A 15253-nucleotide genomic window follows, 5' to 3' on the forward strand; every position below is an offset into this window, starting at 1 on the left:
CGGCTGCCCGACGATCTGGCCGCGGGGCTGCTGGCCGGGTTGGCGTACCCGGAACGGCTGGCCCGGGTGCGGCGGGCCGGCGGGTCCGCGTACCTGATGGCGGGTGGGACCGAGGCGGAGCTGACGGCCGGGTCGGGGCTGGCCGGGTCGACGTGGCTGGCCGTCGCGGTGGCCGACCGCTCCCCCGGCGCGCCGGCCGCCCGGGTGCGGCTGGCGGCGCCGGTCGACGAGGCCACCGCGCGCGAGGCCGGCGCGGCGCTGCTGCGCGCGGGTCGGGAGGTCGGCTGGGCCGGCGGGGACGTGGTGGCCCGGGAGGTGGTCCGCCTCGGCGCCATCGAGCTGGTCGACCGGCCGCTCGCCGCGCCCGACCCGGAGCTGGTGGCCGCGGCGGTGCTGGACGGGCTGCGGCAGGAGGGTGCGGGGCTGCTGCGGTGGACGCCGGAAGCGACCGCGCTGCGCCGCCGGCTGGCCTTCTGCCGGCAGGCGCTCGGCGACGACTGGCCGGACGTGTCCGACGCCGCGCTGCTCGACGCCGCGCCCGTCTGGCTCGGCCCGGAGCTGGCCCGGGCCCGCCGCCGGGCCGACCTGGCCCGGGTGGACGTGGCCTCGGCGTTGCGCCGGCTGCTCGACTGGCGGCAGGCGGCGCGGCTCGACGAGCTGGCGCCGGAGCGGCTCGCGGTGCCGAGCGGCTCACGGGTCCGGGTGGACTACGGCGACCCGGCGGCCCCGGTGCTCGCGGTGAAGCTCCAGGAGACGTTCGGCTGGCGGGACGTGCCGCGGATCGCCGACGGGCGGGTGCCGGTGCTGCTGCACCTGCTCTCCCCCGCCGGACGGCCGGTGGCGGTCACCGCCGACCTGGCGTCGTTCTGGCGTGGTGGCTATCCGCAGGTGCGGGCGGAGCTGCGTGGGCGCTATCCGCGTCACCCGTGGCCGGAGGACCCGACCACGGCCGAGCCGACGCGCCGGGCCAGCCCGCGTCGGCGTTGAGCCGCGCGGCTCACTCCTCGACGACGTCGGCGATGACGACGGTGACGTTGTCCGGGCCGCCGGCGCGCAGCGCGAGGTCGATGAGCCGGGCCGCGCAGGCGTCCCGTTCCAGGCCCTCGCCGAGCACCTCGGTGAGGGTGTCGGCGCGGACCACGTTGGAGAGGCCGTCGCTGCACAGCAGCCAGCGGTCGCCGGCCCGGGGCACCATGGTCGCGTACGCCGGCGACACCTGGTCGCCCTGCAACGCCTGGGTGACCACGGCCCGGCGGGGGTGGCTGCTCGCCTGGTCGGGGGTGATGAGGCCCTGGTCGACGAGCATCTGGACGAAGGTGTCGTCGCGGGTGACCTGCTTGAGCACGCCCTCGCGGAACAGGTAGGCCCGGGAGTCGCCGACGTGCGCCAGGGCCAGGCAACTGCCGGTGCGGGCGAACAGCAGCGCGGTCAGCGTGGTGCCCATGCCCTGGCGCTCCGGGTCCTCCTCGACCGCCTGGCGGATGCCCACGGTGGCCCGCTCGATGGCCCCCTGCAACGCGGCGACCAGCGCGTCCTCCGGCGTCTCCACGTCCAGCGGGGAGATGGCGTCGATCGCGATGCGGCTGGCCAGGTCGCCGGCCGCCATGCCGCCCATGCCGTCGGCGACCGCGACCAGCCAGGGGCCGGCGTGCTGCGCGTCCTGGTTGCCGCTGCGGATCAGCCCACGGTCGCTCGCTCCGACGGAACGAAGCTTCAGGGTCATGGGACGCAGCCTGCCAGGTCGGGGACTCGGTTGTCTCTAGGAGATCACCATCATCGTACGTGGCGCGCGGAATCCCACTGCGCACGGGCGCGGGAGCGCCATCGGACCGGATCGATTGACAGCGGCGGAACGCGGTGGAAACATCGGCCTGATATTGGGAGCGCTCCCAGCTCCCGTGCTCTCTCCCACCACCCCCGAGCACGGAAGGAACCTCCGTGACCCGATCCCGTCGTCGGCTGGTCGCGCTCACCGCGGCCGCCGCGTTGGCCCTCACCGGCACCACCGCCGGTCCGGCCCTTGCCGAAGTACCCCCGGACGCCCCCGAGCAACTGCGCAACGGCGACTTCAGCGCCGGCGTCTCCCCCTGGTTCTCCTACGGCACCGGCGAGCTGGCCGTCACCGACGGCCGCCTCTGCACCACGGTCGCCGCCGGCACCGCGAACCCGTGGGACGCCGGCATCGGCCAGGACGCCGTGCCGCTGATCTCCGGCGCCGAGTACGAGCTGTCCTTCGACGTCTCCGCCACCCCCGGCGCGGCCCTCAAGGCGGTCCTCCAGCTCGGCAGCGCCCCCTACACGACGTACGCGAGCGTCGACGCCACCGCCACCGCCACCGCGAAGCACGTCACCACCACGTTCACCGCGCCGGCCGACAACGCCGGCGCCCAGCTGATCTTCCAGATCGGCGGCAGCGCGCAGGCGCAGACGTTCTGCCTCGACAACGTCTCGCTGCGCGGCGGCGAGGCGGCCCCGCCGTACGAGCCGGACACCGGCCCGCGGGTCCGGGTCAACCAGGTCGGCTACCTGCCCGGCGGGCCGAAGCACGCCACCGTCGTCACCGACGCCACCGAGGCGCTGCGCTGGCAGCTGAAGTCGGCCGCCGGGGCCGTGGTGGCCAGCGGCGAGACCGCGCCGCGCGGGGTGGACGACGCCTCCGCGCAGAACGTGCAGACCGTCGACTTCTCCGCCTACCGCACGCCCGGCGCCGGCTACACGCTGACCGTCGACGGCGAGACCAGCCACCCGTTCGACATCTCCGGCACGCTCTACGACCGGCTGCGCGCCGACTCGATGCAGTTCTTCTACGCCCAGCGCAGCGGCATCGCGATCGACGGCGACCTGATCGGCGACGAGTACGCCCGCCCCGCCGGCCACCTCGACGTCGCCCCCAACAAGGGCGACACCGACGTGCCCTGCCAGCCCGGCGTCTGCGACTACAAGCTGGACGTGCGCGGCGGCTGGTACGACGCCGGCGACCACGGCAAGTACGTGGTCAACGGCGGCATCGCCACCTACCAGCTGCTGAACGCGTTCGAGCGGACCAAGACCGCGGAGACCGCCGACGGCGGCACGGCCCTCGGCGACGCCACGCTGCGGGTGCCCGAGCGCGGCAACGCCGTCCCGGACGTCCTCGACGAGGCCCGCTGGGAGCTGGACTTCCTGATGCGCATGCAGGTGCCGGCCGGCAAGCCGCTGGCCGGGATGGTCCACCACAAGATCCACGACCAGAACTGGACCGGCCTCCCGCTCGCCCCGCAGGACGACCCGCAGCCGCGCGAGCTGCACCCGCCGTCCACCGCCGCCACGCTCAACCTGGCCGCCGTCGCCGCCCAGTGCGCGCGGCTGTTCGCCCCGTACGACGCCGCCTACGCGGCCCGCTGCGGCACGGCCGCGAAGACCGCGTACGCGGCGGCCAAGGCGCACCCGGCGATCTACGCCTCGGCCAGCGACGGCACCGGCGGCGGCGCGTACGACGACACCGACGTCCGCGACGAGTTCTACTGGGCGGCGGCCGAGCTGTGGCTGAGCACCGGCGACAAGGCCTACCTGGCCGACGTCACCGGCTCGCCGCTGCACACCGCCGACGTGTTCACCGCCAACGGCGCGTTCAGCTGGCAGAGCGTCGCCGCGCTGGGCCGGCTCGACCTGGCCACCGTGCCGAACACGCTGCCGGCCGCGGAGAAGACCCGGATCCGCGCCTCGGTCACCGCCGGCGCAGACCGCTACCTGGCCACCGTCGCCGACCAGGCATACGGGCTGCCGCTGCCCGGCACCGCCGACGCGTACGTCTGGGGCAGCAACAGCAACGTGGTGAACAACGCGATCGTGCTGGCCACCGCGTTCGACCTGAGCCGCGACGCGAAGTACCGCGACGGCGCGGTGCAGAGCGCCGACTACCTGTTCGGACGCAACGCGCTGAACATGTCCTACGTGACCGGTTGGGGCGAGCAGAACGCCCACAACCAGCACAGCCGGATCTTCGCCAACCAGTTGGACCCGGCCCTGCCGAACCCGCCGGCCGGCTCGCTCGCCGGCGGCCCGAACGCCGCCCTCCAGGACCCGTACGCGGCGAACCTGCTCGCCGGCTGCGCGCCGATGTTCTGCTACGTCGACAACATCAACTCGTACGCGACGAACGAGGTGGCGATCAACTGGAACTCGGCGCTGGCCTGGCTCGCCTCGTTCCTGGCCGACCAGGGTGACGCGGCGGCCGTGCCGGCACCCACCTGCGCGGTCTCCTACACCACCCACGGGAGCTGGCCGACCGGCTTCACCACCCAGGTGACGGTGCGCAACACCGGCACGAAGGCGGTGAACGGGTGGAGCCTGCGGTGGGCCTTCACCACCGACCAGAAGGTGACGCACGCCTGGTCGGCGCAGGTCAGCCAGACCGGCGCCACGGTGACCGCGAAGAACCTGCCGTGGAACGCGAAGCTCGCTCCGGGCGCGTCCACCACGTTCGGCCTGAACGGGACCGGTTCCACCGCCCCCAACCCCGACCCCACCCTGATCACCCTGAACGGAAAGGCCTGCACCGTCTCCTGACGCGGTCGCTGTCGACCGTTTCGTCGATCATGGAGTTGTGGCGCCCAGGATGTCGCTCCCGCGGCTTCCGTCCGGTGCCACAACTCCATGATCCGCGCGGCTAGGCGACCCGCTGCCGGAGATCGGCGAGCTGTGGCCCGACGTGGTCCGCCGCCGAGAACCGGTCTGGTTCCTGCCCTGGGCAGAGGTGGAGAGTCGGGCCGACACGCTCCGCTCGTTTCAACCGTCGGTGGTACCTGGCCTGCTCCGGACCGCTGAATATGCGCACGCCGTGGTGAGCAGCGGACCGCTCGGTGTGGACGAGGTGGAGGGCTACGTGACCGCCCGGCTGGCCCGCCAGGCCGCCGTCTTCGACCGCCCCGGCCACCACTGACCATCTTCGTGATCGACGAGGCGGCGTTGCGCCGAGGCGACCCGGAGATCATGCAACCACAGCTCGACCACCTGGTGACCATGGCACAACGGCCACGGATGCTGCTGCATGTGCTGCCGCTGCGAGCAGGCTTTCGTCCCGGCCAGGCTGGCCCCTTCGTGATTGCCGGCACCGACGGCGCTGAGGACGTGGCCTACCTCGACGATCAGGCCGCCGGACGGACCACGAAGGACGTTGCTCCCCTCTGGCAGGTCTGGGTCACTCTTCGATCGGTGGCGCTACCGCGCGACCAGACCATCGATGTCCTGAAGGCACGGCCATGGCTGACCTGACCGGCGCTCGTTGGCGTACCAGCACCCGCAGCAGTGCCAACGGCGCCGATTGCGTCGAGGCCGCCGACAACCCGCCCGGCGTTGTCGCCGTTCGCGACTCCAAGGACCACGCCGGCGGCACCCTCATCTTCGCCCCGACGGCCTGGCACAGATTCGTCGCCACCCTCAGAGAGCCCGCCCGCAACTGACCGGACCCCGGGGTACGGTCCGCAGATGCCATATCTGCTGCTGGCGCTCGCGATCACGGCCGAGGTGATCGGCACCAGCCTGCTCAAGGCGAGCGACGGGTTCACCCGGCTCTGGCCGACGGTCGGCCTGGTGGCGTGTTACCTGGCCGCGTTCGGGTTGCTCGCCCTCGTGGTCCGCGACGTCCCGGTCGGCGTGGCGTACGCGATCTGGTCCGGGCTGGGGACCGCCGCGATCATGGCGGTCGGCGCGGCGTTCCTGGGCGAACCGCTGAGCGTGGCGAAGGTGGTCGGGGCCGGTCTGGTCATCGCCGGCGTGGTGGTGCTCAACCTCGGTGGAGCACACTGAGCAGCCGGAGCTGACCGATCTCGGCCACGTTCTTCATCAGCTCTGCATTGACCCAGCCGACCATGTGCGTCACCGTGAGCCCGGCATCCGACGGCCACGGGAACGCGGCGGGCCGCGCCAGGTCGTCGGCGGTCAGGCGGTCGAGCTCGTCCGTCCACTCCTTCCGTAGGCCGCACAGCCAGGCGATGGTCGCCTCCCCCGGCCCGGGCCACACCACGTCCTCACGCTGCCGCGCCGTCCGCCGGCCGAGGTGATCACCGGCGACCGACCACCACCACCCGAGATGCCAGGTGAGCCACGCGATCGTGGGCACCGGGACCGGGTCCGGCTCGATGTCGGCCCAGTCGGGACGCCAGGCGTCGTCGGCGTCGCGGCGCATCGTCCAACAGGACGCGGCCGGCTCCCAGAGGAAGTCCGCCGGCTCCAGCCGGTCGAGGTGGTGCTCGAACAACGACCAGGTCAGATCGAACTGCCAGCGCAGCAGGGCGGGAGCGGTGAGGGCCACCGGCCGATCGTGACACGGCAGCGCGGTCCGGGCGATCGATTACCCGCACCGAGGTGTCGGCCGCACCGCGCGTAACCCGGTGGACGTCCACGGGCGGGTGCGGGAACGTGGGGCCGTGGACGGGGACGCGGAGACTCGGGTGTGGGCGGCGATGCCGGCCGGCACCCGCGCGGCGCTCGCCGCACTCCCCCCGGCCGACCTGCGGACGCTCCTGCTTACCGTGGCCCGTGACCGCGCTTCGGCAGTCCGGCCGGCGCAGCTGCTGCGACGCTGGCGGGAGGACCGGTTCGTCCGGCCGTCCACCGCCGATCCACGCGCGTTGTCCCGGGTGGAGGGACGGATCTGGGCGTTGCTGCCCGACGACGTGCAGGGGGTCGAGCTGTCGCCGGTGGCACCGCTCGGCACCTGCGCGGCGGTCGCGCCGGTCAGCCAGCACCGGATCGTCTCCACCGTGCGGGGCACCGAGGTGGTCAGCGACCCGACGAACGCGCTGGCGGTCGAGGCGGCCGTTCGCCGGCGGCACGCCGACGAGGTGCATCTCGCCGCCGTGCACCGGGTGCTCCGGGCGCAGGACTTCGGCCCCGGCCGGTCTGCGCACTTCCGGCTCTTCGCGCTGGTCTCCACCGCGCGGGACACCGGGTCGGGTCGCACCGAGGCGCGGTTACTCACCCGACATCTCCGCTTCTGGCGTACGGTCCTGGCCGACCTGGCCCCGGCCGCCGCGCCCCGGATGCACGTCACGGCCCTCGACCCGGTGGTCGCCGAACGGCTCGCCGACACGGTCCGCCCGGCGCTCGGCACGGGCCCGGTGCCGCTGCACGACGAGCCGCAGCGGCAACGCGGGCGCGGCTACTACCGGGCGGCCGCGCTGCGTCTCACTCTGTCCGACGGCGAGGAGGAGGTCGGCGACGGCGGTTTCACCGACTGGACGGCCCGGCTGCTCGGTGACGCCAAGGAACGCTGCCTCATCTCCTGTCTCGCCACCGAACGCCTGCCGTCGCCCGGCTGACCGGGACGCCTCGACCGCCCGCCGGGACGCCGGAGGACAGTCAGTGAACCGATCGGCGCATCGCTACCCGGTCGGTCGGGTCGAGCCCGAGCGCCGCCTCGGCCGCGAGTAGTTCGACAAGCCCCGGCGTCAGCTCCGCCGCGGAAAGCTCGCGGAAGCCGCAGCGCGCGTAGTACGGCCCGTTCCACGGCACCGACCGGAACGTGGTCAGCGTCAACGCCGGCAGCCCCTGCCCCGCCGCCCACCGCGCCACCTCGTCGAGCAGCCCTCGGCCGATGCCGCGCCGCGCGTACGCCGGGTCGACGCTGAGCTGCTGCACGTGCGCGGCCCCGTCGACGAGGTCGACGAGCACGAACCCGATCGGGCGGTCGGCCGGGTCGACCGCGACCCACAGTCGGCCGGCGCGCTGCCCGGCGGCCAGCGCGTCCCGTGGCAGCGGCGGCATGTCAGCCACCAGGTGCATGCCGATCTCCCGGAACGGCGCGCCGGAGGCCACCTCGATCCGCTGCACGTCGGCCAACTCGTCGACCCGGGCGGTTCTGCTGCGGTGCTCCACAGCGCCGACCCTGGCAGAGCGGGCGGGCCGCGGCGAGCGGATTTCGGCGTACCCTGCACCGGTGACCCTCCCGCTGCCGGCCGGCGACTTCCGCGCGTACCTGTTCGACTGCGACGGCACGATCGTCGACTCGATGCCCGTGCACCATCGGGCCTGGTGCGCGGCGCTGGCGGAGTGGGGCTGCGAGTTCCCGGAGGACCTGTTCTACGCGTGGGGCGGCCGGCCGGTCGCCGACATCGTCGTCGACCTCAACCGGCGGCACGGGCTGGCCATGCCGGTCGAGGTGGTGGCCCGCCGCCGGGAGGACCTGTTCCAGGAGTTGCTGCCCGGGGTGACCGCGGTGCCGGAGGTGCTGGCGCACATCGAGGACGGGCACGGGCGGCTGCCGTTCGCGGTGGTGTCCGGCAGCACCCGGGAGTCGGTGACCGCCTCGCTCACCGCGCTGGGCCTGCTCGACCGGTTCGACACGATGGTCTGCGCCGAGGACTGCGCCCGCCCCAAGCCCGACCCGGAGGGCTACCTGCTGGCCGCCCGGCGGCTCGGCGTCGATCCGGCCGGTTGCCTCGTGTTCGAGGACACCGACCTCGGCGTGGCGGCAGCGACGGCGGCCGGCATGGCGTCGGTCCGGGTGCCGCACCCCCGGGAGCGCGCGGCCACCCGTTGACCGTGCCCTTGTTCGTCCTGCGACCGATACCGGGCAGCGTGCAGCTAGCCAGATCTTGGAAGCGGATGGCCCTCGGAGGGGCCGTTTCGTACCAAGATCTGCGCGGGCGTTCGGCCCACCGCACCCGCTGACTGCGGTCGAGCCGTCGGGTGTGACGGGTGTCGCCCCTCTCCGGGCATCGGTGGGATCGACTCGCGCCTAGCGTCGGGCCATGACCGTCAACGAGGGCGTCACAGTCGATCCGACCGCAGCCGTCGGCCGGCGAGCCGGCCGGAGGGCCGAGGTCTCCGCGGCCGTGCCCGTGCGGCGCGGATGAGGTTCGCCCCGCCGCCCGGGCCGCTGCGCACGCTGGCGCTCGCCACCCTGACCAACACCGTCGGCACCGGCCTGTGGCTGGCCGGCGGCGCGCTCTACCTGACCCGGGACGTCGGGCTCGCCCCCACCTCGGTGGGCGCCGGGCTGACCGTCGCCGGCCTGGTCGGGCTGACCGCCAGCGTGCCGCTGGGCGGGCTGGCGGACCGGTGGGACCCGCGCACGCTGCGCGCCGCCCTCCAGGTGGGCCAGGCGCTCGCCGCGGCGGCGTACCTGCTCGTCGACTCGCTCGCGACGTTCCTGGTGGTGGCGGTGCCGGAGGCGTTGCTGGCCGCCGGCAACCTGGCGGTACGGGCGGCGCTGGTCGCCGCGGTCGGCGGCCCGACCGGACGGGTGCACGCGTTCGCCACCCTGCGCGCGGTGGCCAACCTGGGCATCAGCGCCGGGACCGCGCTGGCCGGGTTCGCGCTGGCGGTGGACACCCACCGGGCGTACCAGGTGCTCGTGGTCGGGAACGCGGCCACCTATCTGCTCTCGGCGGCGCTGCTGATGCGGCTGCCGCCGCAGGCGCCCGGCGGCGCGCCGCGGCGCGCGGCCGGCGGGGCGCGGCGGGGCGGGCCGCTGCGGGACGGCTGGTTCCTGGCGGTGAGCGGCGCGTCGGCGGTGCTCGGCACGCACGTGACGGTGCTCGTGCTGGTGGTGCCGCTGTGGACGGTCGGCCGTGCCGGCGCGCCGCCGCCGGTGGTGTCCGCGGTGCTGCTCATCAACACGATCCTCACCGTGCTGCTGGCGGTGCGGCTGAGCCGGGGTGCGGACACCGCCGCCCCGGCCGCCCGCAAGCTGCGCCGCGCCGGGCTGGTGCTGGCCGCCGCGTGCCCGCTGTACGCGGTGACCGCCGGCCTGCCGGTATTCCCGGCGGTGGCGCTGCTGCTGGTGGCGACGGCGGTGTGGACGGTGGGCGACCTGTGGCACGGCGCGGCCGGTGCCGGCCTCGCCTACGACCTGGCCCCGCCGGGGGCGATCGGCGCCTACCAGGGGGCGGACGGGCTGCTCGCCGGGCTGGCCCAGGCGCTCGGCCGGGGCCTGCTCACGCTGCTGGTGCTGGGTGGGGGCGGGGCGGGGTGGCTGGTGCTCGGCGGGCTGTTCGCCGTCGTCGGGCTGGCCGCCCCGGCACTGGCCCGCCGGGCGGTGGCGAGCCGGCCGGTGCCGGAGCCGACCGGCACCGGGCAGCCGGTCGCACCCGGATAGCAGGATGACGGCATGACCGAACGGGGAAGCATCGCCATCCGGCCCGGCGGGCCGGCGGACGCGCCGATCGTGCTGCGGCTGTTCGACAGTGCCATCGCGTGGCTGACCGAGCGCGGCCGTCCCGAGCAGTGGGGCACCGGCGCGGCCTCGACCGACCCGCGCCGGATCGCCCAGGCCGACGGCTACGCCCACGGCGACGGACTGTGGTTCGCCGAGATCGACGGCGCGGCTGTCGGCGCGCTCGTGGTCGGCGCGGCGACGGAGTACGTGCCGCCGGCCACCGAGCCGGAGCTGTACGTCAACCTGCTGGTCGCCGACCGGGCGTACGCGGGCCGGGGGATCGGCGCGCGGCTGCTCACGCACGCGGCGGACCTGGCCCGCGAGCGTGGCCTGGGCCTGCTGCGGGTGGACTGCTTCCGCAGCCCCGACCGGGCGTTGGTGCGCTTCTACGAGGGCTGCGGCTTCACCGCCACCGACCCGTTCACGGTGACCCGGCCGGGCCGGCCGCCGTGGCCGGGGCAGGTGCTGGCCCGCCGGCTCGACTGAGCGCCGCCGGCGTCAGCCGATCTCCTCGTCGACGAAGCACCAGCGCCACGACTCCCCCGGCTCGATCGACCGCATCACCGGGTGCCCGCTCGACTCGAAGTGCTTGGTGGCGTGCTGGTAGGGCGAGGAGTCGCAGCAGCCCACGTGCCCGCAGCTCAGGCAGGTGCGCAGGTGGACCCAGTCCCGGTTGCCGACCGCCACGCAGTCGGGGCACTCGGTGGTGGTGACGGGCTCGGCGTCGCCCGCCCCGGTCAGGTGCTGGCAGCTCATTCGAGAACCTCCTGTCGTAGCAGCGACTCCTCCAGGTCCAGATCACGGTAGGCGCGGGTGAGCACCTCTTCCGGGATCTGGCCGGAGTCGCGGGCGGCGCGGAACACCTCCCGCTCGGCGTCGATCATCTCCTGTCGCAGCCGCGCGTACGCCTGGGAGGGGGTCTCCCGGTCGGCGCCGCCGAGCCGCTCCCACGCCACGTTGGCGCGGGACGTGGTGAGCCCGCGCAGTCGTTCCACCACGGCCTCGGGGGCGCCCTCGGCCAGCGCATCGAGCCGGTCCCGGGCGGCCCGGCTGGCCCGCTGCTGCACGCCGGCGGCGGAGAGCGCGTCCTGCACCGGGTCGTCCGGGGGCAGCCGCAGCTTCCGGGCCAGCCAGGGCAGCGTGGCGCCCTGCCCGACCAGCGTCGCCACGATCACCGCGAAGGCCAGCCAGATCAGCAGCGCCCGCGGGTACGGCCGGTCGTCGGCCAGGGTGAGCGGCAGGCCCAGCGCGGCGGCCAGGGTCACCACGCCGCGCATGCCGGCCCAGCTGATGACGACGGGGATCTGCACCGGCGGCGCGGGGTCACGCTGCCGGACCCGGGGCACCAGCCGGGCCAGGTAGGTGGCCGGGAACATCCAGACGAACCGGGACAGGAAGACGGCGGCCAGCACCCCGACGGTGATCGCGACAAGTGAGCCGATCGGCTCGTCGAGGTCGCGCACCACCTCGGGCAGTTGCAGGCCGACCAGCAGGAACACCAGCCCTTCCAGCAGGAACTGGATCAGCCGCCAGAACGCGGTCACCTGGAGGCGGGAGCCGGCCGACATGAGCATCGGCAGCTTGTGCCCGATGCCGAGCCCGGTCACCACCACCGCCACCACTCCGGACGCGTGGATCTCCTCGGCGGCGAACACCACCGCGAACGGCACGATCAGCGACAGCGCGTTGTCGAGCACCGGGTCGGTGATGAGCTTGTGCAGGTAGCCGAAGACCACGACGCCGAGCAGCCCCACCACGATGCCGCCGCCGGCCGCGACCAGCACCTCCCGGGCCACCTCGCCGACACCGACCCCACCGCTGCTGGCGGTGGCCGCGACGATCGCCACCCGCAGCAGCACCAGCGCGGTGGCGTCGTTGACCAGGCTCTCGCCCTCCAGGATGGTGACGATCCGTCGGGGCAGGCCGACCCGGCGGGCCACCGCGGTGGCGGCGACCGCGTCGGGCGGCGCCACCACCGCCCCGAGCGCCACGCAGATGGCGTACGGCAGGTCGGGCAGGAACAGGTGCACGACGGTGCCCACCACGAACGCGGTGAAGATGACCAGGCCGACGGCGAGCAGCAGGATCGGCCGCAGGTTGAGCCGGAACGCCGGCACCGAGGTGTTCACCGCCGCCACGTACAGCAGCGGCGGCAGGATGCCGACGAGCACCAGGTCCGGGTCGAGCCGCACGTGCGGGAAGAACGGCAGGTACGACAGCGCGAGGCCGAGCACGACCAGCAGGATCGGCGCCAGCAGGCCGAGCCGGCGGGCCAGCGCCGCGCCGAACGTGGCGATCGCGAGGAACACCACGACCTCGAACAGAGCTTCCATGGGGTACGAGCCTAGGCGTCACCGGGCCCGCATGTGATCACGCGGCCGGCCGTACCTTCGGCAACACCTCGGTCCCGAACGCGTCGAGGAACGCCCGCTGCTCCTGCCCGACGTGGTGCAGCGCGATCTGGTCGAAGCCCAACTCGACGTACTCCTGGAGCCAGCCGACGTGCCGGCCCAGGTCGCTGGAGACGTTGACGGTGTCGGTGACCTTCGACATCGGCAGGTCGGCGCTCGCGACGTCGAAGTGCTCCGGGGTCTCCAGGTCCCAGCAGACCGGCGGGGCGAAGACGTTGCTGCGCCACTGCTCGTACGCGATCGCCTCGGCCTCGGCCTGCTCGGGCGCCCAGCTCACGTGCACCTGGAGGTGCAGCGGCCCGCGCCCGCCCGCGTCCCGGTAGGCGTCGATCATCTGCCGCAGGTGGTCGACCGGCGCGTTGACCGTGATCAGGCCGTCGGCCCACTCGGCGCACCAGCGGGCGGTGGCGACGCTGACCGCGGCGCCGACCAGGGCCGGCGGCTCCTCGGGGCGGGTCCACAGCCGCGCCCGGTCGACGGTGACCAGCCCGTCGTGGCTGACCTCCTCGCCGGCCAGCAGCGCGCGGATCACGTCGACGCACTCGCGCAGCCGGGCGCTGCGGACGTCCTTGCGGGGCCACACGTCACCGGTGATGTGCTCGTTGCTCGCCTCGCCGGTGCCCAGCGCCGCCCAGAACCGCCCCGGGTACATGGCGCCGAGCGTGCCGATGGCCTGCGCGATGATCGCCGGGTGGTAGCGCTGGCCGGGCGCGTTGACCACGCCGAAGGACAGGTTGGTGGCCTGGAGGGCGGCGCCGAGCCAGGACCAGGCGAACCCGGACTGGCCCTGCCGCTCGCTCCACGGCGAGAAGTGGTCGGAGCACATGGCCGCGTCGAAGCCGACCCGCTCGGCGTGGACCACCGCCTCCAGCAGCTTGGCCGGGTGGATCTGCTCATGGGATGCGTGGAAGCCGAACGCCGTCATGGGCAGCACTCCTACCCATGCCGGCGTCCGGCCAACCTCACCTCACTCGGCGTGCGCGCCGGCGCCCGCGCCGGCCTCACCAGCGCCGATCCACACCGTCTTGGTGTTGCAGAACTCGCGCATGCCCAGGGCGGACAGCTCGCGGCCGTACCCGGAGTTCTTCACCCCGCCGAACGGAAGCTCCGGAAAGGACGTGGTCATGCCGTTGACGAACACGTTGCCGGCGTCCAGGTCGACCGCGAAGCGCTCCTGCTCGGCCGGGTCGGTGGTCCAGGCGTTGGAGCCGAGGCCGAAGCTGGTGCCGTTGGCCACAGCGATCGCCTCGTCGTAGGAGGCGACCCGGTAGAGCCCGGCGACCGGCCCGAACACCTCCTCGCTCCACATCCGCATCTCCGGGCGCAGGTCGGTGACCACCGTCGGCGGATAGAACCAGCCGTCGCCGGCCGGCTTCTCGCCGCCGCAGAGCACTGTCGCGCCCTGGTCGACCGCGTCGGTGACCTGGTCGTGCACCTCGTCCCGGCCGCGCTCGCTGGCCAGCGGGCCGACGTCGGTGTTCTCGTCCATCGGGTCGCCGACCCGCAGCGCCGACATCCGCGCGGCGAACTTCTCGGCGAACGCGTCGAAGACGTCGGTGTGCACGATGAACCGCTTGGCCGCGATGCAGGACTGGCCGTTGTTCTGGCAGCGGGCGGTGGTGGCCACCTCGGCGGCCTTGTCCAGGTCGGCCGAGGGCATCACCACGAACGGGTCGCTGCCGCCCAGCTCCAGCACTGTCTTCTTGATCTCCCGGCCGGCGATCGCGGCGATGGATCGGCCGGCCGGCTCGCTGCCGGTGAGCGTGGCGGCGCGCACCCGCGGGTCGGTGAGCACCCGCTCGACCGCGTCGGAGCCGACCAGCAGCGTGGTGAACGCGCCCTCCGGGAAGCCGGCGCGGCGGAACACGTCCTCCAGGTAGAGCGCGGTCTGCGGCACGTTGGAGGCGTGCTTGAGCAGGCCGGTGTTGCCGGCCATCAGGGCCGGCGCGGCGAAGCGCATCACCTGCCACAGCGGGAAGTTCCACGGCATCACCGCGAGCACCGGGCCGATCGGCTGGTAGCGGACGTACGCCCGCTTCGCCTTGACCGCGGCGGCGTCGGCGGGCTCGTCGGCGAGCATCTTCGGCGCGTTGTCGGCGTAGAAGCGGCAGGCGGCGGCGCACTTGGTGACCTCGGCCTTGGCGGCCGCGAACGTCTTGCCCATCTCGGTGGTCATCAACCGGGCGGTCTCGTCCCGCTCGGCGTCGAGCAGGTCGGCGGCGGCGGTGAGCCAGCGGGCCCGCTGCGCGATCGTGGTGTCGCGCAACTGCCGGAACGCGAGGTCGGCCCGCTCGATGGCGGCGTCGATCTGCTCGTCGGACATCGCGTCGTACGTCTTGAGCACCTGTCCGGTGGCGGGATTGGTGGTGGCGATGGGCATGTCGTACTCCTGTCACTCGAACAGCGAGTGCCGCACGCCCGGCTCCTCCCGGCGGCGGGCGGCGCGACGGCGCTGGATGACGACCAGATCGACCACGGCCACCACGGCGAGGATCGCGCAGACGACGCCCAGCCAGGCCAGGTCGGCGGCGAACGCGAACACCGCGAGGACGGTCATCACGACCAGCCCGAACAGGGCCAGCGCGAGGCGCAGGTTGAGTGCGCTGTTCGCGTGGCCGACCGTGCCTCGGGCGCGGCGGGGCTGTGATCGGGTCATTCCTCCCGGCTACCCCGGCACCGCCGGGACTAACCGGCGCCCCAT

At 74.0% G+C, this 15253-nt stretch carries 15 protein-coding genes and 2 pseudogenes; 9 read left to right on the forward strand and 8 right to left on the reverse strand.

The genetic code is table 11. The features are described 5' to 3' along the window. Positions 1-987: pseudogene (locus O7598_RS31475) on the forward strand (ATP-dependent helicase C-terminal domain-containing protein); the annotation flags it as partial. Positions 988-997: 10 nt separating this feature from the next. On the opposite strand, the gene O7598_RS19080 reads toward O7598_RS31475, so the two are convergent. After that, the gene (locus O7598_RS19080; protein ID WP_269692677.1) at positions 998-1723 is read right to left on the reverse strand and encodes a PP2C family protein-serine/threonine phosphatase; all 726 of its coding nucleotides are present in this window, start codon (positions 1721-1723) and stop codon (positions 998-1000) included. Between the two features lie 215 nt (positions 1724-1938). Between O7598_RS19080 and O7598_RS19085 the strand changes: the two genes are divergently transcribed. The 4 genes and pseudogenes from O7598_RS19085 to O7598_RS19105 all read left to right on the forward strand — a co-directional run bounded on the left by O7598_RS19085 (position 1939) and on the right by O7598_RS19105 (position 5787). Further along, complete coding sequence (locus tag O7598_RS19085) at positions 1939-4548, forward strand: glycoside hydrolase family 9 protein (protein WP_269692678.1); 2610 nt, start codon at positions 1939-1941, stop codon at positions 4546-4548. A 94-nt stretch (positions 4549-4642) separates the two neighbouring features. Beyond that, positions 4643-5253, forward strand: a pseudogene (locus O7598_RS31480) (DUF5753 domain-containing protein); the annotation flags it as partial. After that, on the forward strand, positions 5241-5441 hold the full coding sequence (locus O7598_RS19100) for a DUF397 domain-containing protein (protein ID WP_269692680.1): 201 nt from the start codon (positions 5241-5243) through the stop codon (positions 5439-5441). The pseudogene O7598_RS31480 and the gene O7598_RS19100, both read left to right, overlap by 13 nt. A gap of 25 nt (positions 5442-5466) precedes the next feature. Further along, entirely contained in the window at positions 5467-5787 is a 321-nt protein-coding gene (locus O7598_RS19105; RefSeq protein ID WP_269692681.1) for a DMT family transporter, read from the forward strand. On the opposite strand, the gene O7598_RS19110 is transcribed toward O7598_RS19105, so the two are convergent. Beyond that, on the reverse strand, positions 5765-6292 hold the full coding sequence (locus O7598_RS19110) for a DinB family protein (protein ID WP_269692682.1): 528 nt from the start codon (positions 6290-6292) through the stop codon (positions 5765-5767). The two genes, O7598_RS19105 and O7598_RS19110, sit on opposite strands and share 23 nt — an antisense overlap. Positions 6293-6407: 115 nt before the next feature. Between O7598_RS19110 and O7598_RS19115 the strand changes: the two genes are divergently transcribed. Beyond that, positions 6408-7301, forward strand: a complete 894-nt coding sequence (locus tag O7598_RS19115) for a hypothetical protein (RefSeq protein ID WP_269692683.1) — start codon at positions 6408-6410, stop codon at positions 7299-7301. Between the two features lie 40 nt (positions 7302-7341). Here the strand turns inward: O7598_RS19115 and O7598_RS19120 are convergent, their stop codons facing one another. Continuing rightward, on the reverse strand, positions 7342-7857 hold the full coding sequence (locus tag O7598_RS19120) for a GNAT family N-acetyltransferase (RefSeq protein WP_269692684.1): 516 nt from the start codon (positions 7855-7857) through the stop codon (positions 7342-7344). A 61-nt stretch (positions 7858-7918) separates the two neighbouring features. Here O7598_RS19120 and O7598_RS19125 point away from each other — a divergent pair, with 61 nt between their 5' ends. From O7598_RS19125 to O7598_RS19135, 3 genes are all read left to right on the forward strand, one after another. Continuing rightward, positions 7919-8521, forward strand: a complete 603-nt coding sequence (locus O7598_RS19125) for an HAD family hydrolase (protein ID WP_269692685.1) — start codon at positions 7919-7921, stop codon at positions 8519-8521. A gap of 312 nt (positions 8522-8833) precedes the next feature. Beyond that, positions 8834-10081 (forward strand): MFS transporter, encoded by a 1248-nt coding sequence (locus tag O7598_RS19130; RefSeq protein WP_269692686.1) that lies wholly within the window; start codon positions 8834-8836, stop codon positions 10079-10081. 12 nt (positions 10082-10093) lie between these two features. Beyond that, on the forward strand, positions 10094-10627 hold the full coding sequence (locus O7598_RS19135; protein ID WP_269692687.1) for a GNAT family N-acetyltransferase: 534 nt from the start codon (positions 10094-10096) through the stop codon (positions 10625-10627). 12 nt (positions 10628-10639) lie between these two features. On the opposite strand, the gene O7598_RS19140 is transcribed toward O7598_RS19135, so the two are convergent. The 5 genes from O7598_RS19140 to O7598_RS19160 are packed head-to-tail and all read right to left on the reverse strand — an operon-like array spanning position 10640 to position 15208. Next, the gene (locus tag O7598_RS19140) at positions 10640-10897 is read right to left on the reverse strand and encodes a UBP-type zinc finger domain-containing protein (protein ID WP_269692688.1); all 258 of its coding nucleotides are present in this window, start codon (positions 10895-10897) and stop codon (positions 10640-10642) included. Next, the gene (locus O7598_RS19145) at positions 10894-12474 is read right to left on the reverse strand and encodes a Na+/H+ antiporter (protein ID WP_269692689.1); all 1581 of its coding nucleotides are present in this window, start codon (positions 12472-12474) and stop codon (positions 10894-10896) included. The genes O7598_RS19140 and O7598_RS19145 overlap by 4 nt, the downstream gene beginning before the upstream one ends. A 37-nt stretch (positions 12475-12511) precedes the next feature. Continuing rightward, positions 12512-13477: a TIGR03885 family FMN-dependent LLM class oxidoreductase gene (locus O7598_RS19150; protein WP_269692690.1), complete on the reverse strand. Its 966-nt coding sequence runs from the start codon at positions 13475-13477 to the stop codon at positions 12512-12514. Between the two features lie 42 nt (positions 13478-13519). Further along, on the reverse strand, positions 13520-14932 hold the full coding sequence (locus O7598_RS19155) for an NADP-dependent succinic semialdehyde dehydrogenase (RefSeq protein WP_269692691.1): 1413 nt from the start codon (positions 14930-14932) through the stop codon (positions 13520-13522). Positions 14933-14944: 12 nt separating this feature from the next. Beyond that, positions 14945-15208 (reverse strand): DUF6343 family protein, encoded by a 264-nt coding sequence (locus tag O7598_RS19160; RefSeq protein ID WP_269692692.1) that lies wholly within the window; start codon positions 15206-15208, stop codon positions 14945-14947. Positions 15209-15253: the final 45 nt, after the last annotated feature.

It is taken from the genome of Micromonospora sp. WMMC241 (genome assembly GCF_027460165.1).
GTDB classification, from domain to species: domain Bacteria; phylum Actinomycetota; class Actinomycetes; order Mycobacteriales; family Micromonosporaceae; genus Micromonospora; species Micromonospora humi.